The sequence below is a fragment of the Plantibacter sp. ME-Dv--P-095 genome, assembly GCF_030209365.1.
In the GTDB taxonomy this organism is placed as follows: domain Bacteria; phylum Actinomycetota; class Actinomycetes; order Actinomycetales; family Microbacteriaceae; genus Plantibacter.
In genome coordinates this window covers 15732-40633 of sequence record NZ_JARVSB010000010.1, presented here as the reverse complement: position 1 = coordinate 40633, position 24902 = coordinate 15732, and the positions used below count along the sequence as shown (strand labels likewise).

Below are 24902 nucleotides of genomic sequence, written 5' to 3'. Positions count from 1 at the left end.
GAAGTAGGCTGAAGGACGTGCAGGCGCTCCCCGAACCACTCGACACGAGTGCGCTCACCCGACCGTTTCCCGGCCACGAGGTCCGAGCGCAGTGGCCGGCCTTCGTGGCGGAGGACCGCGACGCACGGGATCGCATCGGGCGACTCCGACGGCTCACCACCACCCTCAGCGCGTTGGGCGGGCTGTTCGGCATCTTCTTCTTCGGGCTCGTCGGCCTGCTCGCCTCCGCGCAGGTCGGCCGGAACGCCGGTGGGATCGCCTTCGGCATGGGCACCCTCGTGGTGGTCATGATCCTCCTCGCCGTGATCCTCGTCCGGATGACGGTCCGGGTCTGGTCGCGCAGGACCCTGAAACGCACGCACCTCCGTCTCGCCGCCTTCGCCCAGGCGAACGGGTTCGACTACCGGGTCGGTCCCATCGCCCTGCAGCGCGACATGCCCTGGCGGAGCCGCGGGTCCGCGAACCTGCACCGGGTGTTCCGGAGCCGGGAGCCGCGCGGCATCGAGATCGCGAACTACGAGGTCATCGGCAACCGCAAGAACCTCGCGGCCCCCTTCGGCGGCTACTGCGCGCTCCGGATGCCCGTCGCGCTCCCCCACATCCTGCTGCGCGCCCAGGACGGCCGCCGCCGAGGCATGACCGGTGCCGGCGCCCCGGCCGACGCGCAGCGCCTCAGCCTCGAGGGCGGGTTCGACCGCCACTTCCAGCTGTACTGCCCGATCGGCTACGAGGCCGACGCGCTCTACCTGTTCACGCCCGACGTGATGGCACGCCTGCTCGACCACGTGCGGGGCTTCGACGTGGAGATCGTCGACGACTGGCTCCTCCTCGTGACCACCAAGGACCTCGTCACGACCAGACCGGAGGACTGGCGGGACATCGCCGACGCCGTCGATGCGCTCGACGACCGCGTCGAACGCTGGGCCCGGTGGCGCGAGACCCGAGGTGACCGACGGAGCGCCGCGGCGGACGAATCGCCCTCGACGACGACGACGGCCGGCCGGGTCAGCACCCGTGGTCGGCGCCTCGCCGTCCGGATGAGCCTCGACGACATCCTCATGTGGAGCGCGCTCGCACTCTTCGTCGTCGGCTTGGTCTTCGGGCTCCTGCGCTAGCCGGCCCGAGCGGTCCGGTCAGTCGCCGTACTCGTCGAGAAAGGTGTCCGAGTCGGCTTGGAGTGCACAGCCCTCCGCCGCGGCCTCCTCGGGCGTGCGGTCGCCGGCGTCGACGATCCGGCTCGCCTGCTCCTCGATGCAGCGTTCCATCGCCCGCTCGGCGGCCGCCGGATCCGCCGCGGCGAACCCGCCCGTCACCGCGACGATCGCGAGGACCGCGCCGACACCGGCGACGAGGACGGTCCCGCCGATCGCGAGCCGCCAGCCGAGCCCGGTGCGTCCGGTCGCCGCTTCCTGGTCCTGCCCCGGTGCCCCGGCCTGCTCGAACACGTCCGTCATCGGTCGACCCCCGTCGTTCCTCGCGCCACCCCCGGCGCCTCGCCTCAGGCTAGCAAGCGCCGACGTCGGACCGCACGATCGGTGACGCCGGAACGCAGGACGGCCTCCCACCGTGCGGTGGGAGGCCGTCCTCATGGGACTGCTGGGTGCTTAGAAGCCCTGGGCCAGACGGTAGTAGGCGTTGTTCCAGCGCACCTCACGCTGGAAGTCGCGCGTGGTCGTCGACTCGTCGATCACGAGCAGCTCGGTCTTCGCGATCTCGGCGAAGTCGGCGAACACCTCGACCCCGACGGCCGTCGACATCACCGTGTGGTGCGCGGCACCCGCGGTGAGCCAGGCGGCGGCCGACGTCGCGAAGTCGGGAGCCGGCTTCCACACGGCACGACCGACGGGCAGCTTCGGCAGTGCCTCGATGGGCTGGACCACCTCGACGACGTTCGCCGTGAGCCGGAAGCGGTCACGCATGTCGCTCATGGCGACGACGACGGCCGGGCCGGAGTCGGCCGTGAAGACCAGGCGCACCGGGTCCTCCTTGCCGCCGATGCCGAGCGGGTGCACCTCGAGCGTGGCCCGCGCGGAGGACAGCGTCGGGCTGACCTCGAGCATGTGCGCCCCGAGGATGAGCTCGTTGCCGGGCTCCATGTGGTACGTGTAGTCCTCCATGAGCGAGGCGCCGCCGGGGAGGCCTGCACCCATGACGGACGCGGCGCGCACGAGGACGGCCGTCTTCCAGTCACCCTCGGCACCGAAGCCGTAACCGTCGGCCATGAGGCGCTGGACGGCGAGACCGGGCAGCTGGCGCAGCTCACCGAGGTCCTCGAAGCTCGTCGTGAACGCGGCGAAGTCACCGGCCTCGAGGAACGAGCGCAGGCCGAGCTCGATCGCGGCGCCGTAGCGGAGCGACTCGTGCCGCTCGCCGCCCTTCCGCAGCTCGGGGACGACGTCGTACAGCTCCTCGTACTCGGCGACGAGCGCGTCGATGTCGGCGTCCGTCGAGGCGTGCACGGCCGCGGCGAGTTCGTTGACGCTCCAGGTGTTCACCTGCACGCCGAACCGCAGCTCGGCCTCCGTCTTGTCACCCTCGGTGACGGCGACGTAGCGCATGTTGTCACCGAAGCGGGCGAGCTTCAGCTCGTGCGTGGCGGCCCAACCGGCTGCGGCGCGCTGCCAGGTGCCGACCTCACGCTGCACCCGCGGGTCCGACACGTGGCCGACGACCGTCTTGCGGGCGACGCCGAGACGGGTCTGGATGTAGCCGAACTCGCGGTCGCCGTGGGCGGCCTGGTTGAGGTTCATGAAGTCGAAGTCGATCTCCGACCACGGCAGCTCGACGTTCGCCTGCGTGTGCAGGTGCAGGAGCGGCTTCTGCAGGGCGTCGAGGCCGGCGATCCACATCTTCGCGGGGCTGAAGGTGTGCATCCAGGTGACGAGGCCGATGACGCTGTCGTCGGCGTTCGCGTCGAGCATCGCGCGACGGATGGACTCGGAGTCCTTGAGGACGGGCTTCCACTCGATCCGGACCGGGACGTCGGCGGCGGCGCCGAGCTCGGCGGCGATGGCCTGCGACTGCTCGGCGACCTGGCGGAGGGTCTCCTCGCCGTAGAGGTTCTGGCTGCCGGTGAGGAACCAGACGGTGTAGTGGTCGAGGGTGGTGGTGGGCTTCGGCATGGGTGGGTCTGCTTTCTGGTCTGGAGTGGTGTGCGCGGTCCCTGCCCGTCGACGAGCTCAGGGACCGGGAGGGATCAGGGACCGGGGTGCGGTGGCTGGCCTAGAGCGCGCCCTGGGGCGCCTGGCCGTAGACGTTCTGGTAGCGGTCGAACAGGGCGTCGATCGCCTCGGTCGGCATCGGCTTCGGCTCACCCAGCTGCCGCGAGATGTGCACGGTCCGGGCCACGTCCTCGACCATGACGGCCGCCTTCACGGCGTCCCGCGCGTCCTTGCCGATGGTGAACGGACCGTGGTTCTGCATGAGGACGGCGCGCGACCGGTGGCCGGTCAGCGTCTCCACGATGCCGCGACCGATCGAGTCGTCGCCGATGATCGAGAACGGCCCGACGGGGACCTCCCCGCCGAACTCGTCGGCCATGGCGGTGATGACGCACGGGATCGGCTCGGCGCGTGCAGCCCAGGCGACGGCGTAGGTGGAGTGCGTGTGCACGACCCCGCCGACCTCGGGCATGTGGCGGTACACGTAGGCGTGCGCGGCCGTGTCGCTCGAGGGCGACCGGTCGGAGCCGGGCGTGCCCGGGATCACGTTGCCGTCGAGGTCGCAGAGGATCATGTTCTCGGGCGCGAGGTCGTCGTAGTCGACGCCCGACGGCTTGATCACGAACAGCTCGGCGCCGGGCACCCGACCGGAGACGTTGCCGCCGGTCCAGATGACGAGGCCGTAGCGCACGAGCTCGCCGTGCAGCTTCGCGACGTCGGCGCGGACGCGGGCGATCGCGACCTCGATCTCCGGTGAGTAGGTGTTCACGAGGTTGCTCCTTCGAGGGCGGTGGTCTCGGTGTCGGACGGCAGGCGGTCGGAGCCGCCACCGAGGGCGGCCCGGCGGAGGCGCTTCAGCCGCTTCATGACGTCGTTGGCTCCGCGACCGAAGTAGTCGTGGAGGGTGGCGTACTCGGCGTAGAGCAGGTCGTACGCGTCCGCCGCGGCCTCGTTCGGCGTGTAGACGGCGCGGTCGACCTTGCCCATCGCGGCGCTGGCCGCCGGGACGTCCGGGTAGGCGCCGGCCGCGACGGCCGCGTGGATGGCGGAGCCGAGGGCGGGACCCTGGGCGCTCGCGGTGATCGAGATCGGCAGGCGCAGGATGTCGGAGTAGGTCTGCATGAGGAACGGGTTCCGCTGCAGACCGCCGGCGACGATGAACTCGGTGACGGGCACGCCCGAAGCGTTGAACGTCTCGACGATCTTGCGCGTCCCGAAGGCGGTCGCCTCGAACAGCGCCCGGTAGACCTCTTCGGTGCGTGTGGAGAGCGTCAGGCCGAGGACCGTGCCGGAGAGTTCGTGGTCGACGAGCACCGAGCGGTTGCCGGAGTGCCAGTCGAGCGCGACGAGCCCGTGGGCACCGACCGGCTGGTCCTGGATCAGAGAGGTGAGGTACTCGTGGATGCTGACGCCGCGCGCGGCCGCCTCCTCCGTGTACCGGGCGGGGACCTGGTTCTCGACGTACCAGGCGAAGATGTCACCGACGCCGGACTGGCCCGCCTCGTAGCCGTACAGGCCGGCGATGATGCCGCCGTCGACGACGCCGCACATGCCGGGGACCTCGCGGAGGACGTCGCCGTTCATGACGTGGCAGGTGGACGTGCCCATGATCGCGACCATCTGGCCGGGCGAGACCGCCTGTGCCGCGGGGGCGGCGACGTGCGCGTCGACGTTCCCGACCGCGACGGCGATGCCCTCACGGAGCCCGGTCCAGGCCGCGGCCTCGGCCGAGAGGGTGCCGGCGGCAGCGCCCAGTTCGCCGATCTCGTGCTCGACCTTGTCGTCGGCGAAGCGCTCGAACGCGGGGTTGAGGGCGGCGAGGAACTCGTGGCTCGGGTAGGCGCCGTCCTGGTAGATGCCCTTGTACCCGGCGGTGCAGGCGTTCCGGACGTAGCGTCCGGTCAGCTGCCAGATGATCCAGTCGGCGGCCTCGACCCAGTGGTCCATGCGCTCGTAGAGTTCCGGGTCCTCCTCGAGCAGCTGGAGTCCCTTGGCGAACTCCCACTCGCTGGAGATGAGTCCGCCGTAGCGCGGCAGCCAGGACTCGCCCCGCTCGGCGGCGAGTTCGTTGATGCGGTCGGCCTGCGGCTGCGCGGAGTGGTGCTTCCACAGCTTCACGTAGGCGTGCGGGCGGTCGGCGTACTCGGGTAGCTCGTTGAGCGGGGTGCCGTCGGCGATGACGGGGACCATCGTGCAGGCCGTGAAATCGGTGCCGATGCCGATGACCGCCGCCGGGTCGATCCCGGCGGCCTCGACGGCGCGGGGCACGGCGGACCTGATGACCGCGACGTAGTCGGCCGGGACCTGCAGCGCCCAGTCGGGCGGCAGGGTGGCGCCGGTCGAGGCGAGCTCGCGGTCCATGACGGCGTGCGGGTAGTCGAGCACCGCGGAGCCGAGTTCAGCGCCGTCGGACACGCGGACGACGACGGCCCGGCCGGACAGGGTGCCGAAGTCGACGCCGATCGTGTAGGTCTCGCCGGAGGCGGCTGACGCGCTGGGGGATGCTGCGGTGTGCTCGGTGTTCACCGGCTGGACTCCTTCGTCTGGTGGTGCTGGTTCGTCGGGTGGTGCGGAAGCCTGCGGCGTCCGTGGGACGCTCGGGGTGGGTGGGCCGGGGTCGGGTGGAGGTTCGACGGCGTCCGGGCCGATCCCAGTGTACAACGTTGTACATCGGCGTGACCAGCGCCGCTCATGCGAGCCCGCCCATCGCCTCGAGGACGGCGAGGACCGCGTCCCGATGCCCCCTGGCGTCGCGGTCGGGACGGGTCTCCCCCACCACCCGGCCGTTGCGGACGGCGATGACCCGGTCGCAGACCTCGACGAGCGCGGACGGGTCGTCGCCGGCCACCACGACCGCGCGACCGGAGGCGGCGATGGCCCGGATGAGGGCGACGCGTTCGGCCGCACCGGCGTCGCGGCGGTCACCGAACGGTTCGGCCAGGAGCACCACCCGTGCCGGTGTGTCGAGGAGCGACCGGAGTGACTCGGTGAACTGCTCGACGCTCGGGCCGCGATGCGCACCGGGCAGTGCCGCGGCCAGTCCGTTCACCCCGGTGGTCGCCGGGTACGCCCGGCGGCCGTCCGCGAGCCCGGTCGAGACCATGCGGGTGAGCGACGTCGGCGACACACTCGAGGGCACGCCGCCGAGGAACGCGAGGTCGTAGCGGATCGGGTGTTCGGTCGTGTAGAGCAGTCCGGCAGCGCGAGCGCGGTCCATGGTCGAGACGTCGACGGTCTCGTCGTCGATGCTGACCGCGCCGCGCACCGTGGCGCCGTACGAGCGGCCGAACAGGCTGAGGAGCACCTCGCCGGCACCGGAGTCGAGGGGGCCGAAGAGGCCGAGGACCTCGCCGGGTGCGCACGCGAAGCTCACCCCGTCGACGACGGTCCTGGTGGCGTCGGCGGGGTGGCTCGCGTGCCACTGATCGACACGCAGCCCGCCCGTGCGCTCGGTCGGGCGGGTGTCGCGATCCGGGCAGGACCGCGCGCTGTCGCTCGTGCGGTCCACACCACGGAGACCCGCGGCGCTCCCGAGGCCCGCTGCCAAGGCGTCGAGCACCCGCCGCTCATCGGCCGCGTCCGACACCGGGAGCGTGCGGGGGCCGTTCGCGCCGGATCCGGTTCCGAGCAGGGTGACCGCCGATGCGACGGCGGCGAGACCGGTGACCGTCCCCGTGACGAGTAGGACCACCGGAGCGGTCCCGGTCGGCCGGGGCGTGGCGGCGACGGAGCGCAGGGCGGTCTGCCAGCGCTCGCGTTCCGGCGTGGACAGTCCGGCTCCGGACTCGTCGACGATCACGACGGCGGCTCCGGCTGCGACCGCTCTCGCGAGCTCGACGAGTCGGCGTTCCAGAGCGGTCAGCTCCGCGACCGCCGCGGTCGGATCGGTCGCGAGGCCGACCGTCGCGAGCGCCCGGACCACGCGGTCCCGGTCGGTCCCGCGCGCATCGCCGCCGGGACGGCCGAGGCGGAGGGCGGCACGGACCGCGGCGCCGAAGCCGTCGACACCCGAGCCGTGCTCGTTGCCGAGCAGGACGTTGTCGCCGACGTCCTGCGTCCAACTGATCGCCTGGCCGCCGGTCACCACGGCGATCCCGGCCGCACTCGACGCCGCACGGGAAGCGAGGGCGACGGCCGTCCCCGCGATGCGCACGACCTCGGCGGTCCTGCGTCGCCGCCGTCCGCCCGCGGCGCCGGAGAGGGCGTCGACGAAGCGCCGCGTCGCCGACCGGGACCCGACGACCGCGTGGACGACGCCGGCCTCGACGGCGAGCACCGTCTCGTCACCGTCGAGCACCTCGAGTGCGGGTACCGACGGGGCCGTCGCATCACCGCCCGGACCACGCACGGAGGCGAGCGCCCCGGCCTGTTCGCCGGTGCGCTCGCCTCCGTGGTTCGCGGTCATCGCTGAGGGTGACTGGTCGTTCGTGCTGGACAGCTCGCCGCCTGAGCGGGGCTGCGGATCAGCGTCCGCCGCTGCGGCGCTTGTTGTAGACGTCGAAGGCGACGGCGAGCAGGAGCACGAGGCCCTTGACGGCCTGCTGCCACTCGATGCCGAGGCCGATGATCGACATACCGTTGTTCAGGACGCCGATGATGAGACCACCGATGATCGCGCCACCGATGGTTCCGACACCACCCTGCACCGCGGCTCCACCGATGAACGCCGCGGAGATCGCCTCGAGCTCGAAGCCGTCACCGGCCTTCGGACCGGCGAGGTTCAGGCGGGCCGTGAAGATGAGGCCGGCGAGCGCCGCGAGGAAGCCCATGTTGACGAACAGGAAGAAGTCGACCTTGCGCGTCTTGATACCGGACAGCTCGGCCGCGTGGCGGTTGCCACCGATCGCGTAGATGTGGCGACCGAAGACCGAGCGGTTCATCACGATGCCGTAGACGAGCACCAGGACGGCGAGCACGATGAGCGTGACCGGGATGCCCTTGTACGCGGCGAGGGCGTAGACGAAGAAGCCGATGCCGGCGGTGATCAGGACGAGCTTGGCGACGAACCACGGGAAGGGCTCGGTCTCCTGGCCGTACTTCTGACGGCCGAGGCGCGTGCGGACCTGCTGCACGACGAGGCCGATGACGGCGATGACGCCGATCCCGAGCGTGAGCGGGTCGATCGGGAAGTCACCGAAGACGTCGTTCAGGAAGCCGTTGCCGAGGGCGCGGTACTCGCCCGGGAAGGAACCGATGTTCGCGTTGCCGAGGACCACGAGCGCGAGGCCGCGGAAGATGAGCATGCCGGCGAGCGTGACGATGAACGCCGGGATGCCGACGTAGGCGATCCAGAAGCCCTGCCAGACGCCGACGAGGGCACCGATGGCGAGCGAGAGGATGACCGCGATCCACCACGGCATCTGCATCTGCACGGCGAAGACACCGGAGACGGCGCCGACGAAGGCCGCGACGGAACCGACCGACAGGTCGATGTGGCCGGCGATGATGACCATCACCATGCCGATCGCGAGGACGAGGATGTACCCGTTCTGCACGATCAGGTTGGAGATGTTCTGCGGCCGCAGCAGGATGCCGTCGGTGATGACGGCGAAGAACACGACGACGAGCAGGAGGGCGATGAAGATGCCGTTCTTGCCGAGGTCGCTGAGGATGTGGGTCAGCCAGCTCGTGAACCGGTTCGTGGCCGGGTTGACGAGGCCGCCGGCGGCGGTGCCGTCCCCTGCCGGGACGGTGGGTTTGGTGTCCAGATCGGACATTGCGGTTCTCCTTCGATCCGTCCGCGCCCGCTTAGCGGGGCTTCTCCATGGTCATGAGCTTGAGGAGCGCTTCGGGGTTCGCTTCCTCGATCGGCAGTTCGCCGGTGATGCGGCCCTCGCTGAGGGCGTAGATGCGGTCGCAGATGCCGATGAGCTCGGGGAGCTCGGAGGAGATGACGATGACGCCCTTCCCCTCCGCGGCGAGGCGGTTGATGATCGTGTAGATCTCGTACTTCGCGCCGACGTCGATCCCACGGGTGGGCTCATCGAGGATGAGGACGTCGGGGTCGGAGTAGATCCACTTCGACAGCACGACCTTCTGCTGGTTGCCACCCGAGAGCTTGCCGGTCTTCGCGAGCACGTTGGGAGCCTTGATGTTCATGCTCTTGCGGTACTCCTCGGCGACCTTGTACTCCTCGTTGTCGTTCACGAGTCCGCCGCGTTCGAGCTTCTTCAGCGAGGCCATCGAGATGTTGCGCTTGATGTCCTCGATGAGGTTGAGGCCGTAGTACTTGCGGTCCTCGGTGGCGTACGCGAGGCCGTTCGCGATGGCCTCCGACACGGTGCGCGTGCGGATCTCCGAGCCGTTCTTGAAGACCTTGCCGCTGATCCGGCTGCCGTACGACTGGCCGAAGAGGCTCATCGCGAACTCGGTGCGTCCGGCGCCCATGAGGCCGGCGATGCCGACGATCTCACCGGCACGGACGTTGAGGTTCACGGCGTCCACCATCACGCGGGTCGGGTCCTGCGGGTGGTGGGCGGTCCAGTCCTCGACGCGCAGGATCTCGGCGCCGATGTTCGGCGTGTGGTCCGGGTAGCGGTGCTCGAGGTCGCGGCCGACCATGTCCTTGATGATGCGCTCTTCGGTGACGTCGTTCTTCACGATCGTCTCGATCGTCTTGCCGTCGCGGATGACCGTGACGGTGTCGGCGACCTTCTTGATCTCGTTGAGCTTGTGGCTGATGATGATCGACGTGATGCCCTGCTCCTTGAGGTGCAGGATGAGGTCGAGCAGGTGGTCGGAGTCCTCGTCGTTCAGGGCGGCGGTCGGCTCGTCGAGGATGAGGAGCTTCACGCGCTTCGAGAGGGCCTTCGCGATCTCGACGAGCTGCTGCTTGCCGACACCGATCTCGAGGATCTTCGTCGTCGGGTTCTCCCGCAGCCCGACCCGGGCGAGCAGGGCTGCCGCCTCCTGGTTGGTGCGGTTCCAGTCGATGAGGCCGAGCGGCCCCTTCAGCTCGTTGTTGAGGAAGATGTTCTCCGCGATGGAGAGGTAGGGGCTGAGCGCCAGCTCCTGGTGGATGATGACGATGCCCTTGGACTCCGAGTCACGGATGTCCTTGAACTCCATCGTCTCGCCCTCGAACACGATGTCGCCCTCGTAGGTCCCGAACGGGTACACGCCCGACAGCACCTTCATGAGGGTGGACTTGCCGGCACCGTTCTCGCCGCAGATGGCGTGCACGGTACCGCGCTGCACATCGAGGGTGACGTTCGAGAGGGCTTTGACGCCGGGGAAGGTCTTGATGATGTTGCGCATCTCGAGGATGCTCGTCGTCTCGGCTGACACCTGAGTCTCCTTACTGGTGGTCGTCGTTGAGCCTGGCCGGTGACCTCAGGCACGTCGTCCGACTCAGGGACCGGACATGGTCACTGAGGTGGTCGAAGCGTCGAGGTGCGGACCCGGGCCCCGAGACAGGCTCGGAGAGCGGAATCCGCTCCCCGAGCCCGACTGGGGACTTCGGTGGGTGTTAGCCCTTGATCTCGTCTTCGGTCCAGTACCCGGAGTCCACGAGGACCTCCTGGATGTTGTCCTTGACGACGATCTGCGACTCGAGGAGGAAGGACGGGACGACCTTCTTGCCGTTGTCGTAGTCCTCGGTGTTGTTGACCTCGGGCTTCTCACCGTTCAGGACGGCGACGGCCATCTTGACGGCTTCGCTCGCCAGCTGGCGGGTGTCCTTGAAGATGGTCGCGTACTGCTCGCCGGACTCGATGGCCTTGACCGAGTCGAGCTCGGCGTCCTGGCCGGAGATGACGGGCCAGCCGTCGCCCACCGAGTAGCCGGCGTCGGTCAGCGCCGAGATGATGCCTCGCGAGATGCCGTCGTAGGGCGACAGGACCGCGTTGACCTTGGAACCGTCGGAGTAGGTCGACGTGAGGATGTTCTCCATGCGCTTCTGCGCGGTCTCACCGTCCCAACGGAGCGTTGCAGCCTGCTCGAAGGAGGTCTGGCCACTGGCGACCGTGAGGGTGCCCGCGTCGATGAACGGCTTCAGGGTGTCCTGCGCGCCGTCCCAGAAGAACGTGGCGTTGTTGTCGTCGGGCGAGCCGGCGAACATCTCGATGTTGAACGGACCGGCGGGTGCGCCCTCGGTGGGCTTGCCCTCGAGGTCGACGAGGCCGAGGCCGTTGAGGACCGAGTTGGCCTGCTGCACGCCGACCTTGTAGTTGTCGAACGACGCGTAGTAGTCGACGTTCTCGCTGTCGCGGATGAGGCGGTCGTAGGCGATGACGGGGATGTCGCCGTCCTTGGCCTCCTGCAGCACGCTCGTGAGCGTGGTGCCGTCGATCGACGCGATGATCAGGACGGAGGCGCCCTTGGTGATCATGTTCTCGATCTGCGAGACCTGGGTGGGGATGTCGTCCTCGGCGTACTGCAGGTCGACCTTGAAGCCCTCCTTCTCGAGCTGCTCCTTGACGGCGTTGCCGTCCTGGATCCAGCGCTCGGAGCTCTTGGTGGGCATCGCGACGCCGACGAGCTTGCCGTCGCCTTCGCCGCCGCCCGATCCGCCGCTTGCGCCGCCGGAGCAGCCGGCGAGCGACACGACCATCGTGCCTGCGGCCAGCGTGGCGAGGAGCATTCTCTTCTTCACTGTGTGGTTCCTTCCCTAGGGGGTTGCTTGGACGTCGTTGTCATGCGCAGGTCGAACGGCGTCGATGTGTCCAGCTCATCGAGGCCGCTCGTCGGCTACGTGGCGTTCGCGGGTGCGGGTGCGGACGCCTCGTCGTGGTGCCGGCGAGGGTGCAGGGAGAGGTGGCCGGCGGGAAGCCGGGCCGAGAGGGAGTCGTGGTCGGTTCGATCGGTGCCGCGGTTCGGGAGGAGGCTCATCGCCCACCTGCTCGCTCCGTTGCGCTTCGTTCCCACGTCGACTTCCTCGTCACTCCGAATGTGACCGTTCACATTGTGTGTCACACGATAGCCCCAGACCTCCACCCGATGTCAAGTCGGGATGTGTCTCATTTTCATAACCGGCGATCGTCGGGGTATGGTCGCGCTCTCAACGACGTGGTTCCGGGGTGTGCGCGGGGCGCGCGGCGGCCGTGCGCGACGCGCTCGGACGGCGGGTACCGGCGCTGCCGATCCCAGTGGTGGCGCGGAAGTCGCCTAGAGTTCTGCGTCGATGGCGCGGATGACGTCCCACGCGCCGTCCTCGGAGTTCGACAGCACGACGACGTCGATCGCGTCGGCCGCCGTCGGGCCGAAGTAGGTGCGGACGATGCCGCTGGCACCCGGGTTGACACCGTCGAGGTACATCGAACGGACCTGACCGTCCTCGTCGACGTCGAACTCGAATCCGAAGCCGTAGGAGATCTCCTCGTCGACCTCGATCTGCGGGGAGGTGAACTCTTCGGTCAGCTCCGCGGTGAGGAGCTTCGCGTCGCGCGCGGCCCGCAGGAAGGTGATGAGGTCGGCCGCCGTGGACTGCGCGCCGGCGTCCGGGCCGCCGAGCGGCGGGAAGGCGTCGACGTTCGAGTGCCAGACCCCGTCGTCGTCGACGTCGCCCCCCTCGGCGAGGCCGGGCTCGCCCGTGCGGCGGTCGGCGAAGCCCGAGTGGTCCATGCCGAGCAGCGCGAACACCTGCTGCTCGATGAGCTCGCGGTACGGCAGGCCGGTCACCCCTTCGAGGGCGAGCCCGAGCAGGACGTAGCCGGCGTTGACGTAGTTCGCCTCCTCGCCAGGCGCCGCGAGCGGCGGCTTGTGGGCGAAGAGCGGCAGGAGGTCGGCGGTCTCGCGGATCGACGAGGCCGAGCGCTCGGCCCACAGCTCCTCGTAGCTCTCGCCGGCGGTCTCGTCGGCGTCGTCGGCGATGCCCGAGGTGTGGGTGAGGAGGTGGATCAGCTGCACGTCGCGGCGGATGGTGGTGCCGTCGAGGTCGACGTACTCGTGGATCGACTCGTCGAGGTCGATGTGCCCCGCGTCGACCTGCTGCAGCACGGCGGCCGCGGTGAACAGCTTCGTGATCGAGGCCGTGTCGAACCGGGTGTCGAGCGTGATCGGCTCGTCGCGCTCCCGGGAGGCGAGCCCCCGTGCGACCTCGAAGAGCGTCTCGTCTCCGCGCTTGACGAGCACGACGCCCGAGAAGTCGGTGGCTTCGATGACGCGGGCGACGCTTGCGGTGTCCATCCTCCAACGGTACCGTCGTCGGCTGCTCAGCGGCTGCACGGAGGCCGACGGAGCCGATCCTTCGGCGGCCTGAGGCGTGTGCATAATGGGTGCAGCACGAAATGTGACCGTGCACATCGAGGTCCGAGGAATCCGTGAGCGACGACGCCGAACGGGGGCGAGCCCCCAATATCCGCGATGTCGCGCGCCTGGCCGGGGTCTCCCACCAGACCGTGTCCCGAGTGCTCAACAACCATCCGAGCATCCGCGACTCCACGCGCGACCGCGTGCTCGCCGTCATGGACGAGGTCAACTACCGCCCGAACCGTGCGGCCAGAGCCCTCGTGACGAGCCGGTCGCGGACGATCGGCGTGCTCGCCAGCCAGCGCTCCCAGTACGGTCCGGCGAGCATGATCCAGGCCATCGAGAACGCGAGCAAGGACGCCGGGTACCTCGTCAGCACCTCCAACCTGCCCGACACCAGCGAGGTGTCGATCGTCGCGGCCGTGGAGCACCTCCTCGCGCAGTCGGTCGACGGCATCGTGGTGATCGCGCCGCAGGTCCGGGTGTTCCGCGCCATCGAGGAGCTGCAGGTCCGGGTCCCCTTCGTGGCGGTGCAGTCCGGCGGCGACCTCGACGACCACTCGATCGGGGTCGACCAGGTCGCCGGTGGACGCTTGGCGACGCGGCACCTCATCGAGCTCGGGCATCGGAACATCTACCACCTCGCCGGTCCGCAGGACTGGATCGAGGCGGAGGCGCGCATGCGTGGGTTCCTCGCGGAGATGAGCGCGCAGGACGTGCCGACGACCGCGCCGATCCTCGGCGACTGGACGGCCGACTTCGGGTATCGCGCCGGCATCGAACTCATGCGGGTGCGCGACTTCACGGCGATCTTCTCCTCGAACGACCAGATGGCGCTCGGGCTCATCCACGCGATCCGCGACGAGGGCTACGACGTGCCGCGGGACGTGTCGATCGTGGGGTTCGACGACATCCCCGAGGCGTCGCACTTCTGGCCGCCGCTCACGACGGTCCGCCAGGACTTCGACGAGCTGGGGCGGCGCTGCGTCGCGCATCTGCTCGGCAACCTCGAGGTCGACGCCGTCGGCTACCGGGGCACGATCGAGCCCGAGCTCATCGTGCGGAAGTCCGCGGGTCCCCCGGCCTTCTGACCCCGGGTGGCGGTGGTGCCTGGCGCCGGCGCGGTGCGCTGACGCGAGCGCGGCTCACACGCGTGGGCGCGCCCCTCCGGAGACCCGCGCTCACGCGCTCAGCCCGCGGTCGCGCCGATGCCCGCAGAGTCATGCCAGCGCACCGCGCTGACGCCGGGTGGGGACGTCTCACGTCAGTGCACCGCGCCGGCGGACGGACTCACCAGGCGGCGGGGTCCGCGATGAGGCGGTCGAAGGCGAGTTCCGCCGCACCGATGAGGAGGAGGTCCTGCCCGAGCTCCGCACGCACGATCGCGACGTCCTCGAACGGCGGGACGAGCGCCCGCTCACGGACCGCGTCGTGCAGCTCTTCCGAGGCCAGTTCGAGCACGATCCCGAGGTGCCCGCCGAGGACGACGAGCTCGGGGTCGAGGATGTTGACCGTCCCGGCGAGCGCCCGCCCGAGCGTCCTCGCCTGCCGGACGACCTCCTCGCGCATCGGCCCGGCCGGATCCGCGGCGATACCGGCGGCGAGTGCCGCTTCGAGGACCGCGTCGTCCCCGGCGACGAGCCCGGCGACGCGGAGCAGCTCACTACGGCGGACGGCGTCTTCGAGCGCGTTGCCCGCGGCCGTCGCCGAGGTGTGCCCGAACTCCCCCGCGTAGCCGCGCGCTCCGCCGACGGGGCGGCCACCGGCGATGATGCCGCCGCCGATACCGCTCGCGCCACCGTTCAGGTAGACGAGGTCGTCGATGCCTCGGCCGGCCCCGAAGGTCCGCTCCGCCCTGGCACCGAGACTCGCGTCGTTCGCCGCGAACACCGCCCGGCCGGTCGCGGCACGCAGCCGTTCGACGAGGGGTTCGTCGACCCAGCCGAGGTGCGGCGCGAGCCGGACGACCCCATCGGCGTCGCGCACGAGTCCGGGGACCGCGAGCCCGATCCCGCCCCCACCCTGCGCGTCGTCGGGCAGGCGTGCGGCCAACTCGGCGACCAGCTCCGCGATGATCGCCGTCGCCTCGCCTGCCGTCGGGGTCGTGTCGACGTCGCGACGCACGCGTCCGACGACCTCGCCACCGAGCCGGACGGCCGCGACGGTGATCGCGTCGAGCTCCGGGTTCGCCGCGAAGGCGACGGCTCGGGGGCCGGCGGAGACGAGCGGCGACGGACGACCGACGCCCTGCCCGCCGACCGGGACCGACTCCGTGACGACGCCCGACGCTGCGAGTTCCGTCACGAGCGCGGCGACCGTCGAGCGGTTGAGCCCGGTCGCCCGCGTGAGTGCGGACCGCGACTGCACCCCGCCCTGGTGGACCAGCTCGACGATCCGCCCGAGGTTGCGACGGCGCACCGAGTCGAGCCCGCTCCCGGTGGCCTGACCACCCGTCGGAGCGGTTCCGCCCGTTGTCGCCTCACCCACACGCCCACCTCTGCTCGATCCCTCCAGTGTCCCTCACCGGCGGCTCCCCCGGCACCTGCGCGCGCGAGCGACCGGAACGGATGGTTGACTGGATGGATGCCCACCGCATGGACACTCCGACCGGCCACGCTCGACGATGCGACGTGGATGGCCGAGGTGCGCGCCGTCGTGATGCGCCCCGACCTCGAGCGTCTCGGGCGCTACGACGAGACCCGCGTGCGTCGACGGTTCCTCGACGCGTACCGGCCGGAGCACACCTCGGTGATCGTGGTCGACGGCGTCGCTGCCGGGTTGTTCGCGATTCGCCCGGAGCCGGAGGAACGCTGGTTGGAACACTTCTACCTGGCCCCCGAGCACCAGGGCGCCGGCCTCGGTACCGCGGTTCTCGCGCAGGTGCTGCGCGACGACGGCGACCCTCGGCCGTTCCGCCTGAACGTGCTGCAGGGCAGCCCGGCCCGTCGCCTCTACGAGCGCCACGGCTTCACGCTGGAACGCGAGGACGACGTCGACGTGTGGATGGTCCGCCGGGGCTGAGCACGCTGCGGCGCGGCAGCAGGAGATCGGCACCACAGCAGGACGTCAGGGCGCTGAGGGTCCTGCCACCGCGCGGATCTCCGGCTGCCTCGCGACCGCGGAGCAGCTCAGGCGGGTTGCCGGACCGTCGTGACGATGTCGACGAGGTGCGGGTCGGCGGGGGCGGAACCGAAGCCGAACCGCACGGGCGGGGCGAGCGGTGCGAGGGTGCCGAGGTCCGCTCCCGACCAGCTCGCCGTCGCCGCGGTGATGCGGCGGGCACCCGTCACCCCGTAGTACTCGCGTCGTCCGTTGCCGGCCGAGCCCGCCGTGCGCGCACCCGGCTGCAGCACCCGGGCGACGGGGTCGATCGTCTGGAGCCAGAGCGGGTTGACCGCGAGCGGCTTGGGGACGGCTCGGAGCGCTCGTCCCAGGGGCGAACTGCCGCCGATGCGCAGCGTCGTGTCGAGCGGGCCGCCGACGAACCGGAGGCCGGTGGGGAGGCGCGTCCACCCGACCGTGCCGATCTCGATGTCGTCGAAGGTGTACGTGGTGGCGATGAAGTCGGCGATCTCCTGCGTGGGGGCGAGGAGGAGCCGCTTGCCGCGGGAGTCCTCGATCATCGCGTCGGCGAAGGACCCGAAGGGTGACGTCGACCAGAGCCCGAGGACGATGCGGACGCCGCCCGTGGTGCCGTAGCCGGCGATCCTCCCGGAGAAGCGCAGGTCGGTTGCGGGCATGCCGCCCACTGTAGTCGGCCCGTCTGGGTGCCGGCTCGGTTCGTCACTTGAACCGCTCGGCTCGCGCACGACCACCACGCGGTTGACGCGGGCGGGACGATCCGCTTGCGTTGAGGCATGTCGACCTCGCTCCTGCTCATCTCCGACACCCACCTGCCCAAGCGCGCGAAGGCCCTGCCGGACGCCGTGTGGGCCGCGGTCGACGCGGCCGACCTCGTCGTCCACGCCGGCGACTGGGTCGACGAGGCGACACTCGACGCCCTCGAGCAGCGAGCCACCCGCCTCGTCGGCGTCTTCGGCAACAACGACGGACCGGGGCTCCGCGCGCGGCTCCCCGAGGTCGCGCGGTTCGAGGTCGACGGCGTCCGCTTCGCCGTCGTCCACGAGACCGGTGCAGCCACCGGCCGCGAACGGCGCGCCGACGAGGCCTACCCCGACACCGACGTGCTCGTCTTCGGGCACAGCCACATCCCCTGGGACACCGTCTCCCCCGCGGGTCTCCGGCTGCTCAACCCCGGCTCGCCGACGGACCGTCGCCGTCAGCCGCAGTGCACGATGATGACCGCGCGGGTGGACGACGGCGTGCTCGCGGACGTCCTGGTCGTCCCCGTCGCCCGCTGAGCGACGGTCAGCCGCAGTACTCGCTGTCGATCTTCGCTTCGGCACGCACGACGATCGCGTCGACGACGTCGTCCATCACGGAGAAGTTGATCCAGTGCCCGGCGTCGTCGGTGACGGCGTAGAAGACGGCGTACTTGCCCTGCTGCTCGGTGAGCGCGGGGTAGGCGGCGCGGAGTTCCGCGAGGGTCGAGCCGACGCCGACACCCGCTTCCGTCTTCGGCGACGACGCCGCGACAGCAGCCGGACCGCTCCACGCCTGCAGCACGATCTGCTCGACCACGCCCGTGTCCTGCGGATCGGGCAACCACACCGACGGCAGGCCTTCGGCGGCGTAGGCGGTGACCCACGGGCACGCCTCCTGGGTCGCCACGGAGAACGCCGTCATGAGCGACGCCGTCCCGAGGATCGGGGCGCCGAGCTCGACCGGACCGACGCCGGTGAAGTCGACGGTCCAGGACGACGGGTCCGCGAGGTCGGGGCCGGTGGGCGTCGGTGACGGGGTGGCGGTCGGCGTGACCGTCACGGTCTCGGTCGGCGCCGGCGTCGAGGCTCCGGCGCCGCCCGAGCAGCCGGCAAGGGCCAGGGCTGCGGCGATCGCCAGGATGGTGAAGACCGGTCGTCGGTGTGCTCGCGTGAACGACATCATTCCCCCAAATGTGTGCTCGGATCAGCCCATCCTCGCACAGGACCCGGTCCCCGAGCCGCCCTTCGACAGGCTCAGGGACCGAGGTCGTGGGCTCAGGGACCGGGCGTCAGCCGACGGCGACCGTCTGCTGCACGGGCTCGGGACGCTCCACGGTGCTCGTCAGTTCCACGACCCGGTGCTCACGCCCGGCGACGATGATCGCCTCCATGATCTCCAGCACGTGGAACGCGAGGTCCCCCGAGGCCCGGTGTGGCCGGTCCTGCTCGATCGCCTCGGCGAGGTCCGACAGCCCGACCCCGCGTCCGGCGTCGACGAAGCCGGCGCTGTCGGGCACCGCACGCCAGGTGCGGTCGTCCGCGGTCGAGAGCTCAACCGGATCGGAGAACCGGTTCGGGTCGGGCACCGCGACGGTCCCGGCGGTGCCGTACACCTCGAACAGCGGCACCCGGCTGGCCCACACCTCGAACGACACGGTCACCGTCGAGACGACGCCGTTCGCGTGCTCGAGGATCGCCGTCACGTGGGTGTCGACCTGCTCGTGCACCGGGATCGGCGTGCCGGCGAGCGCACCCGTGGCGACCGTCCGCTCCCGGTCCGACCGCGCGACCGCGCCCGACACCCGCACGACGGGACCGAAGAACGACACGAGACTCGTCAGGTAGTACGGCCCCATGTCGAGCAGCGGACCGCCGCCCGGCTGGTAGTAGAACGCGGGTGCCGGGTGCCACAGCTCGTGACCCGGCGCACTCCACGCCACCGCCGCCGCGATCGGTCGACCGATGGCTCCGGCGTCGAGCACGGCGAGCGCCGTCTGGACACCGGAGCCGAGGACGGTGTCGGGCGCACTGCCGACCCGCAACCCCTTCGCGCGCGCGAGCTCGAGCACCGGTCGCGCCTCGGCCGTGGAGAGTGCGAGCGGCTTCTCGCCGTAGACGTGCTTCCCCGCCTCGAGGGCACGGCGGGCGACCTCCGCGTGGGCTGCCGGGATGGTGAGGTTCAGGACGACGTCGACCTCCGGGTCGGCGAGCAACTCGTCGACGCTCGAGGACCGGACGCCCTGCTCGGCCGCGACCTCGGCGGCCCGTGCGAGATCGAGGTCGGCGACGACGACGAGCCGGAGGTTCGGCAACTTGGGGAACTCGGCGAAGTACTGCCGCGAGATGTTGCCGACGCCGATGACGCCGACCCGGAGGACCGATCCCCCGGTGGTCGTGGGGGTGTCGTTCAGCGTGCTGCCCACAGCAGGCCCCGTTCGATGATGGTGCGGACGTTGGGTTCTTCGACGATCTCGATGCGGTGGCCGGGCGCCGACACGAAGATCCGACCCTTCCCCCAGTGGCGCGTCCAGATGGCGGGGGCCGTGACGGGACGGTTCCACGCGTCCCAGGGCCGCACCTCCTGTGTCGTCGTCGCGAGGACGTCGTTGTACTCGTCGCTCAGCACCCAGTACTGCTCGGTGACGAGGTCGAAGTCCTCGATCCCCTCGGTGATCGGGTGCTGCCGGCCGTACTCGGTGATGTGCACGGTGTACGGGATGTAGTTGTCGGACTGCTCCCCCGTGCGCTCCGCCGGATCCTTGCCGGCGTGGTGCGCGAACTGCCCGCCGATCATGTGAAGGTAGTCCGCGTTGTTCCGGTACGAGTCCGCGATCCCGCCGTGCCAACCGGCCATCCCCGTGCCGTTGAGGACGGCCCGCTGGAGGCCCGCGAACTCCTCAGGCTCGATGGTGTTCATGGTGTTGATCTGGACGATGAGGTCGACGGTGTCGAGGTAGTCGGCATCGGTGTAGACGGCGGTCCCGTCCTCGACGCGCACGGTGAACCCGTTCGCCTCCAGGAAGGGGATGAAGGCCGCGGTGGTCTCGACGGGCATGTGCCCGTCCCAACCACCTCGGACCACGAGGGCCTGCTTGTCAGTCATGTATTCCTCTCGGGGGATATATCGGGTTCGGTGTCGATCGGCCGGGCGTCACTTGCTGAAGCCGGCGGTCATGCCGCTGATCAGTTGCCGTCTGCCGAACAGGTACAGGATGAAGATGGGGAGCGTCGACAGCACCACGGCGGCGAGCACCGCTGGCACGTTCACGCTGAACGAGCCCTGGAACGTCCACAGCGACAGCGGCAGCACCCGGTTGCTCGGCGACTGCGTCAGCACGAGCGGGAACAGGAAGCCGTTCCACACGTTGAGCGCGTTGTAGAGCGCCACGGTGACGATGGCAGGGCGGGCCAGCGGGAGCACGAGCGACACGAGGGTCCGCCAGCTCGACGCACCGTCCACGGTCATCGACTCGAACAGTTCCTTCGGGATGTCCCGGATGAAGTTCGACAGGATGAGGACGGTGACCGGCACCGCGAACCCGATGGAGGGCAGGATCAGCGCCAGGAGGGTGTCGTAGAGCCCCGCCTTGCTGAGCATGTAGAACAGCGGGATGATCGTCGCCTGCAGCGGGATCGCGAGCCCCAGCAGGAAGAACGAGAACGCTCCCCGCGTGAACCGCGAGTTGGTGCGCACGATCGCGTACGACGCCATGAGGCAGACGAACACGGTGACCGCGACGCTCGCGACGGTGATGATCACGCTGTTCCCGAGGTACAGGAAGAAGTCGCTCTGCAGGACGAGCGCGTAGCCGTCGAGCGTCGGATCGGTCGGCGGGATGAGCTGGTTGCTCGAGAAGAACCCGGCCTGCGGACGCACACTCGTGATGACGATGTAGTAGATCGGCAGCACGATGATGAGCAGCCAGATCCAGGCGCCGATGCCGCCGAGGATGTTCGGCTTCCGTCGCGCGCCACGGGGACGTCGGCCTCTGGTCTCGTGCTCGGCCGGGCGACCGCGTCGCGAACCCGCGGTGGAGACGCTGACGGTGTCGAGGCTCCCCGTCGGCAGGGCGCCGGGCTTCGTGAGTGGGTTGGTGGCTGACATCAGAGGCCCTCCTGCTGACTGTCCATCTTGGCGAAGCCGCTCAGCTTGGTGAGGAGCAGCGCGATGGCGAGACCGATGACGGCCAGGATGATCGCCATGACACTCGCCTGCCCGAACTGGCTCGCGGAGAAGCCCGTCACGTACATGAGGATCGGGAGGATGCGGGTGCCCGCGCTCGGGACCCCGCCGGTGAGCACGAAGATCACGTCGAAGTAGGTGAGCGATCCGATGATCATGAGCGTCGACGACGTCACGAGCGTGTACCGCAGCTGCGGGAGCGTGATGTGGAAGAACTGCTTGATCGTCCCGGCACCGTCGATCTCCGCCGCCTCGTAGAGCGACGCGGGGATCTGTCGGACGCCGCCCTGGAAGAGGAGCGTGTGGAACGGCACGAACTGCCACGCGATGATGAAGATCACCACGAACAGGACGAGCTGCTGGTTGCCCAGCCAGTCCTGCTTGAGGAAGGGGATGCCGAGCGACGCCGACAGGCCGAAGTTCGGGTCGAGGATCGCCTTGAACGCGATGGCGGTCGCCGCGGACGACAGCAGGAGCGGCAGGAAGAAGATCGCTCCGAGCACCGCCCGGTTGCGCTGCTTCCCCGCGGTCCACGTGCCGAGGAGCAGGCTGATCGGTGTCTGGACGACCCAGGAGATCACGATGACCTTGAGGGTCAGGACGAGCGCGTCGATCGCGACCGGGTCGACGAGGACGGAGGCCCAGTTGTCGAGACCGACCCACGCGGGATCCGTGATGGCGTCCCAGCGGGTGAAGCTCAGGTACAGGGCGACGATGAGCGGGATGATCGCGAAGACGAGGAAGAAGCCCAGCGCCGGCGCGACCATCCAGCCACTGGGGCCGGTGCGGCGGCGCATCGCTGCCGCCCCGGCCCCTCCGGCCCCGTGCAGTTGACGGGTAGCAGTCATCGGAGGATCACTGCCCGATCGTCTTGTTCATGTTGTCGGAGAACTCCTCGGGGGTGATCTGCAGGTTGAACAGCTGGTCGAGGTTCGTCAGCAGCGCGGTCGCCTGTGCGGGCGGGAGCGCCTGGTCCCACGACATCTGGAAGTTCTTGGCGTTCTTCGTGAGGTCGTACACGGTCGTGCCGAAGTCGCCGCCGGCGTCCGCGATCTCCGCGTCGATGTCCGTGATCGGCGGCACCTGGCCGGCCTTCACCATGCGGTCGATGTAGCCCTTGTCGAAGACGCCCTCGGTCAGGTACTTGAGCGCGCTGGCCTTCTGCTCCTTCGTCGCCGCGGCGGAGATGGAGAAGTAGCCGGACGGGTTGCCGACGATGTTCGACGGGTCACCCTTGCCACCGGTCACGGCCGGGAAGGTCGTGTAGCCGAGCCCCTTCTCTGCGAACTCCGCGGCCTGCTGCTTGAACGTCGTCATGACCCAGGCGCCCTGCAGCATCATGGCCGCCTTGCCCGTGTAGAGGAGCGCGACGTCGGCGTTGCTGTCGGCGGTGACCGAGGCGTAGCCGTCGACGAACGCACCGGCCTTCACGAGCTCCTGGATCTTCTCGTTCGCCTCGATGATGCCGGGATCGCTCCACGCGTCGGCCTCACCGGCCATGATCTTGTTGAACGCCTCCGGGCCCGCGACGCGGTCGACGAGGTACTCCTCCCACATGAGCGACGGCCACTTCGAGGCACCGGCGAGGGAGAACGGCGCGACACCGGCCGCCTTGAGCTTCGGGATGGCGTCGACGATCTCGTCGAAGGTGGTCGGGACCTCGACGCCGGCCGACTTCAGGACGTCCTTGTTGTAATAGAACATGATCGGCGTGGTGGCGTTCATCGGCACCGCGTAGACCTTGTCGTCGATGACGCCCTGGTTCCAGACGGACTCCAGGAACTTGCCCTTCGCGTCCGCGGTCTCCGAGGTGATGTCGGCGACCTTGCCGGCGTCGACGTAGGAGTTCAGGGTGCCGCCCGCCCAGCTGTAGATGATGGTCGGTGCACTGCCCGCACCGACCGCGGTGCGGATCTTGGTCTTGTAGGCGTCGTTCTGGAAGTAGGTCGGTGCGACCTGGCCGTCGGCGTTGGCGGCGTTCCACTCCTTGAGCGACGGGCCGAGGACGGTGTCCTCGTCGGTGCCGGTGAGGCCCCAGAGCGTGGCACTGCCACTCGGGGCGCCACCACCGCTCGAGCAGGCGGTCGCGCCGAGCATGAGGGCCGAGACACCGAGGGCGACTGCGGCCATCCGGGTCCGACGGCGAGGTGAAGTACGAAGCGTCATTGCGTTCTCTCCTTGGTGGGTGCTGCTGCTGGTGGTGCGATGGGTCGGATCAGTTCGTGGGGGTCCAGGCGCTGCCGTTCCCGGCACTGCGCTCGACGGCGCGGAGGACGCGCTGGACCTGCAGGCCCTCGGCGAAGGACGGTTCGGGATCGGTGCCGGCGGTGATGGCCTGGACGAGGTCGCGTACCTGGTGCGAGAAGGGGTGCTCGTAGCCGATGCCGTGACCGGTCGGCCACCAGGCGGCCATGTACGGGTGCTCCGGCTCGGTGACGACGATGCGGGTGAAGCCCTGCTTGCCGGCTGGGGCGGTCGCGTCGTACACCTCGAGTTCGTTCATCCGCTCCAGGTCGAACGCGATGGCGCCGCGGGAGCCGCTCAGCTCGATGCGGAGCGCGTTCTTACGGCCGGTCGCGTACCGGGTCGCTTCGAACGCCCCGATGGCACCGTCCGCGAGGCCGCCGACGAGCTTCGCCGTGAACCAGGCGGCGTCGTCGACCGTCACCGCGCCGCGCTCGTCGGAGGCGGTCCCGCTGAGGCCGACCGTCTCGCCGAGGAGGGGCCGTTCCGTCACGAAGGTGGCGAGCGTCCCGCTGACCGTGTCGAGCTGCGCGCCGGTCAGGTGCTGCACGAGGTCGATGGCGTGCGCGCCGATGTCGCCGAGGGAACCGGAGCCGGCCTGGTCCTTGTCGAGGCGCCAGGTCATGGGGCCCTCCGCATCCGTCAACCAGTCCTGGAGGTAGAGCGCGCGGATCTGGCGGACGGCTCCGAGCGCACCCTCGGCGATGAGCTGGCGGGCATAGCCGATGGCCGGCACGCGACGGTAGCTGAAGCCGACCATGGAGCGGACGCCGCGGGCCTTGGCGGCCTCGGCGGCGGCGACCATGAGCTCGGCCTCCTCGACACTGTTGGCCAGGGGCTTCTCGCAGAGCACGTGCTTCCCGGCTTCGAGGGCTGCGATGGCGATCTCGACGTGCGAGGACCCCGGCGTGCAGACGTCGACGATGTCGATGGACGGGTCCTCGACGACGCTGCGCCAATCGGTCGAGGCCGACTGCCAGCCGAACTTCACCCGGGCCGCCTCGAGCGCCTCCGGATTGCGGCCGACGATCGTGGCCATGACGGGCTCGGCGTCGAGGTCGAAGAAGCGCGGTGCGGTGCGCCAGGCCTGCGAGTGCGCGGCCCCCATGAAGCCGTAGCCGATCATCGCGACCCGGAGTTCCGGCTTCCCGCTTCCACCCATGTGTGACGCTCCCGAGTTGTCCGCGCAGCCGCGGGTCCCGGTGATCCGGATCGCGTCGCTGCGGTGACCCTGAAGCTAGCCCCGGCCCCCAACCGGCCGCAAGTTCCCCCTCGCCCATTGGAAACTTTTCGCGAGTCAGC

At 69.9% G+C, this 24902-nt stretch carries 23 protein-coding genes; 4 read left to right on the top strand and 19 right to left on the bottom strand.

Annotated elements, in window-relative coordinates; translation table 11 throughout:
* The first annotated feature begins 17 nt into the window (after window positions 1-17).
* Window positions 18-1115, top strand: coding sequence for a hypothetical protein (locus QRN26_RS15090; RefSeq protein WP_285037397.1), 1098 nt, complete (start codon window positions 18-20; stop codon window positions 1113-1115).
* Window positions 1116-1133: 18 nt separating this feature from the next.
* On the opposite strand, the gene QRN26_RS15085 is transcribed toward QRN26_RS15090, so the two are convergent.
* The 10 genes from QRN26_RS15085 to QRN26_RS15040 all read right to left on the bottom strand — a co-directional run bounded on the left by QRN26_RS15085 (window position 1134) and on the right by QRN26_RS15040 (window position 13286).
* Window positions 1134-1454, bottom strand: a complete 321-nt coding sequence (locus QRN26_RS15085) for a hypothetical protein (RefSeq protein ID WP_056776500.1) — start codon at window positions 1452-1454, stop codon at window positions 1134-1136.
* A 150-nt stretch (window positions 1455-1604) separates the two neighbouring features.
* The gene (gene araA / locus QRN26_RS15080) at window positions 1605-3122 is read right to left on the bottom strand and encodes an L-arabinose isomerase (RefSeq protein WP_285037396.1); all 1518 of its coding nucleotides are present in this window, start codon (window positions 3120-3122) and stop codon (window positions 1605-1607) included.
* 100 nt (window positions 3123-3222) lie between these two features.
* Window positions 3223-3930 carry an L-ribulose-5-phosphate 4-epimerase gene (locus QRN26_RS15075; RefSeq protein ID WP_056014264.1) on the bottom strand — a complete coding sequence of 236 codons (708 nt, stop codon included), beginning with the start codon at window positions 3928-3930 and terminating at the stop codon, window positions 3223-3225.
* Window positions 3927-5687 carry a ribulokinase gene (araB, locus tag QRN26_RS15070; protein ID WP_056014261.1) on the bottom strand — a complete coding sequence of 587 codons (1761 nt, stop codon included), beginning with the start codon at window positions 5685-5687 and terminating at the stop codon, window positions 3927-3929. The genes QRN26_RS15075 and araB overlap by 4 nt, the downstream gene beginning before the upstream one ends.
* Window positions 5688-5850: 163 nt before the next feature.
* The gene (locus QRN26_RS15065) at window positions 5851-7566 is read right to left on the bottom strand and encodes a sugar ABC transporter ATP-binding protein (protein WP_285037395.1); all 1716 of its coding nucleotides are present in this window, start codon (window positions 7564-7566) and stop codon (window positions 5851-5853) included.
* A 58-nt stretch (window positions 7567-7624) separates the two neighbouring features.
* On the bottom strand, window positions 7625-8878 hold the full coding sequence (gene mmsB, locus QRN26_RS15060; protein ID WP_056014255.1) for a multiple monosaccharide ABC transporter permease: 1254 nt from the start codon (window positions 8876-8878) through the stop codon (window positions 7625-7627).
* Window positions 8879-8909: 31 nt separating this feature from the next.
* On the bottom strand, window positions 8910-10418 hold the full coding sequence (mmsA, locus tag QRN26_RS15055; RefSeq protein ID WP_056014741.1) for a multiple monosaccharide ABC transporter ATP-binding protein: 1509 nt from the start codon (window positions 10416-10418) through the stop codon (window positions 8910-8912).
* A gap of 211 nt (window positions 10419-10629) precedes the next feature.
* Window positions 10630-11742, bottom strand: coding sequence for a multiple monosaccharide ABC transporter substrate-binding protein (chvE, locus tag QRN26_RS15050; RefSeq protein ID WP_056014252.1), 1113 nt, complete (start codon window positions 11740-11742; stop codon window positions 10630-10632).
* Between the two features lie 107 nt (window positions 11743-11849).
* Window positions 11850-11990, bottom strand: coding sequence for a hypothetical protein (locus QRN26_RS15045; RefSeq protein WP_157605282.1), 141 nt, complete (start codon window positions 11988-11990; stop codon window positions 11850-11852).
* Window positions 11991-12266: 276 nt separating this feature from the next.
* The gene (locus QRN26_RS15040; RefSeq protein ID WP_285037393.1) at window positions 12267-13286 is read right to left on the bottom strand and encodes a serine hydrolase domain-containing protein; all 1020 of its coding nucleotides are present in this window, start codon (window positions 13284-13286) and stop codon (window positions 12267-12269) included.
* A 134-nt stretch (window positions 13287-13420) separates the two neighbouring features.
* On the opposite strand from QRN26_RS15040, the gene QRN26_RS15035 reads away from it, so the two are divergent.
* Entirely contained in the window at window positions 13421-14440 is a 1020-nt protein-coding gene (locus tag QRN26_RS15035; protein ID WP_056014246.1) for a LacI family DNA-binding transcriptional regulator, read from the top strand.
* A 199-nt stretch (window positions 14441-14639) separates the two neighbouring features.
* On the opposite strand, the gene QRN26_RS15030 is transcribed toward QRN26_RS15035, so the two are convergent.
* Window positions 14640-15836, bottom strand: a complete 1197-nt coding sequence (locus tag QRN26_RS15030) for an ROK family protein (RefSeq protein WP_285037392.1) — start codon at window positions 15834-15836, stop codon at window positions 14640-14642.
* 96 nt (window positions 15837-15932) lie between these two features.
* Here QRN26_RS15030 and QRN26_RS15025 point away from each other — a divergent pair, with 96 nt between their 5' ends.
* On the top strand, window positions 15933-16370 hold the full coding sequence (locus tag QRN26_RS15025) for a GNAT family N-acetyltransferase (protein ID WP_285037391.1): 438 nt from the start codon (window positions 15933-15935) through the stop codon (window positions 16368-16370).
* Window positions 16371-16477: 107 nt separating this feature from the next.
* Here the strand turns inward: QRN26_RS15025 and QRN26_RS15020 are convergent, their stop codons facing one another.
* Complete coding sequence (locus tag QRN26_RS15020; RefSeq protein WP_200920982.1) at window positions 16478-17089, bottom strand: hypothetical protein; 612 nt, start codon at window positions 17087-17089, stop codon at window positions 16478-16480.
* A 117-nt stretch (window positions 17090-17206) separates the two neighbouring features.
* On the opposite strand from QRN26_RS15020, the gene QRN26_RS15015 reads away from it, so the two are divergent.
* On the top strand, window positions 17207-17710 hold the full coding sequence (locus QRN26_RS15015) for a metallophosphoesterase family protein (protein ID WP_056014238.1): 504 nt from the start codon (window positions 17207-17209) through the stop codon (window positions 17708-17710).
* 7 nt (window positions 17711-17717) lie between these two features.
* On the opposite strand, the gene QRN26_RS15010 is transcribed toward QRN26_RS15015, so the two are convergent.
* The 7 genes from QRN26_RS15010 to QRN26_RS14980 all read right to left on the bottom strand — a co-directional run bounded on the left by QRN26_RS15010 (window position 17718) and on the right by QRN26_RS14980 (window position 24762).
* Entirely contained in the window at window positions 17718-18356 is a 639-nt protein-coding gene (locus QRN26_RS15010; RefSeq protein ID WP_285037390.1) for a hypothetical protein, read from the bottom strand.
* A gap of 106 nt (window positions 18357-18462) precedes the next feature.
* Entirely contained in the window at window positions 18463-19596 is a 1134-nt protein-coding gene (locus QRN26_RS15005; RefSeq protein ID WP_235526869.1) for a Gfo/Idh/MocA family protein, read from the bottom strand.
* Complete coding sequence (locus tag QRN26_RS15000; RefSeq protein WP_056014232.1) at window positions 19581-20276, bottom strand: ThuA domain-containing protein; 696 nt, start codon at window positions 20274-20276, stop codon at window positions 19581-19583. Before QRN26_RS15000 ends, QRN26_RS15005 begins: the two co-directional genes overlap by 16 nt.
* Before the next feature lie 48 nt (window positions 20277-20324).
* Window positions 20325-21278: a carbohydrate ABC transporter permease gene (locus tag QRN26_RS14995; RefSeq protein ID WP_082498793.1), complete on the bottom strand. Its 954-nt coding sequence runs from the start codon at window positions 21276-21278 to the stop codon at window positions 20325-20327.
* Window positions 21278-22204 (bottom strand): carbohydrate ABC transporter permease, encoded by a 927-nt coding sequence (locus QRN26_RS14990; RefSeq protein ID WP_056014229.1) that lies wholly within the window; start codon window positions 22202-22204, stop codon window positions 21278-21280. The genes QRN26_RS14995 and QRN26_RS14990 overlap by 1 nt, the downstream gene beginning before the upstream one ends.
* A gap of 7 nt (window positions 22205-22211) precedes the next feature.
* Window positions 22212-23486 carry an extracellular solute-binding protein gene (locus QRN26_RS14985; RefSeq protein WP_235528129.1) on the bottom strand — a complete coding sequence of 425 codons (1275 nt, stop codon included), beginning with the start codon at window positions 23484-23486 and terminating at the stop codon, window positions 22212-22214.
* A gap of 85 nt (window positions 23487-23571) precedes the next feature.
* Window positions 23572-24762 carry a Gfo/Idh/MocA family protein gene (locus QRN26_RS14980; protein WP_285037389.1) on the bottom strand — a complete coding sequence of 397 codons (1191 nt, stop codon included), beginning with the start codon at window positions 24760-24762 and terminating at the stop codon, window positions 23572-23574.
* Window positions 24763-24902 lie beyond the last annotated feature (140 nt).

Bases quoted from the DNA above. Each gene is read 5' to 3' on its own strand.
- mmsB (WP_056014255.1), bottom strand. From the start codon at position 8,878: ATGTCCGATCTGGACACCAAACCCACCGTCCCGGCAGGGGACGGCACC.
- QRN26_RS15065 (WP_285037395.1), bottom strand. From the start codon at position 7,566: ATGACCGCGAACCACGGAGGCGAGCGCACCGGCGAACAGGCCGGGGCG.
- QRN26_RS15085 (WP_056776500.1), bottom strand. From the start codon at position 1,454: ATGACGGACGTGTTCGAGCAGGCCGGGGCACCGGGGCAGGACCAGGAA.
- araA (WP_285037396.1), bottom strand. From the start codon at position 3,122: ATGCCGAAGCCCACCACCACCCTCGACCACTACACCGTCTGGTTCCTC.
- mmsA (WP_056014741.1), bottom strand. From the start codon at position 10,418: ATGCGCAACATCATCAAGACCTTCCCCGGCGTCAAAGCCCTCTCGAAC.
- QRN26_RS15010 (WP_285037390.1), bottom strand. From the start codon at position 18,356: ATGATGTCGTTCACGCGAGCACACCGACGACCGGTCTTCACCATCCTG.
- QRN26_RS15020 (WP_200920982.1), bottom strand. From the start codon at position 17,089: ATGCCCGCAACCGACCTGCGCTTCTCCGGGAGGATCGCCGGCTACGGC.
- QRN26_RS15015 (WP_056014238.1), top strand. From the start codon at position 17,207: ATGTCGACCTCGCTCCTGCTCATCTCCGACACCCACCTGCCCAAGCGC.
- QRN26_RS14985 (WP_235528129.1), bottom strand. From the start codon at position 23,486: ATGGCCGCAGTCGCCCTCGGTGTCTCGGCCCTCATGCTCGGCGCGACC.
- chvE (WP_056014252.1), bottom strand. From the start codon at position 11,742: ATGCTCCTCGCCACGCTGGCCGCAGGCACGATGGTCGTGTCGCTCGCC.
- QRN26_RS14980 (WP_285037389.1), bottom strand. From the start codon at position 24,762: ATGGGTGGAAGCGGGAAGCCGGAACTCCGGGTCGCGATGATCGGCTAC.
- QRN26_RS14995 (WP_082498793.1), bottom strand. From the start codon at position 21,278: ATGTCAGCCACCAACCCACTCACGAAGCCCGGCGCCCTGCCGACGGGG.
- QRN26_RS15000 (WP_056014232.1), bottom strand. From the start codon at position 20,276: ATGACTGACAAGCAGGCCCTCGTGGTCCGAGGTGGTTGGGACGGGCAC.
- QRN26_RS14990 (WP_056014229.1), bottom strand. From the start codon at position 22,204: ATGACTGCTACCCGTCAACTGCACGGGGCCGGAGGGGCCGGGGCGGCA.
- QRN26_RS15040 (WP_285037393.1), bottom strand. From the start codon at position 13,286: ATGGACACCGCAAGCGTCGCCCGCGTCATCGAAGCCACCGACTTCTCG.
- QRN26_RS15045 (WP_157605282.1), bottom strand. From the start codon at position 11,990: ATGAGCCTCCTCCCGAACCGCGGCACCGATCGAACCGACCACGACTCC.
- QRN26_RS15025 (WP_285037391.1), top strand. From the start codon at position 15,933: ATGCCCACCGCATGGACACTCCGACCGGCCACGCTCGACGATGCGACG.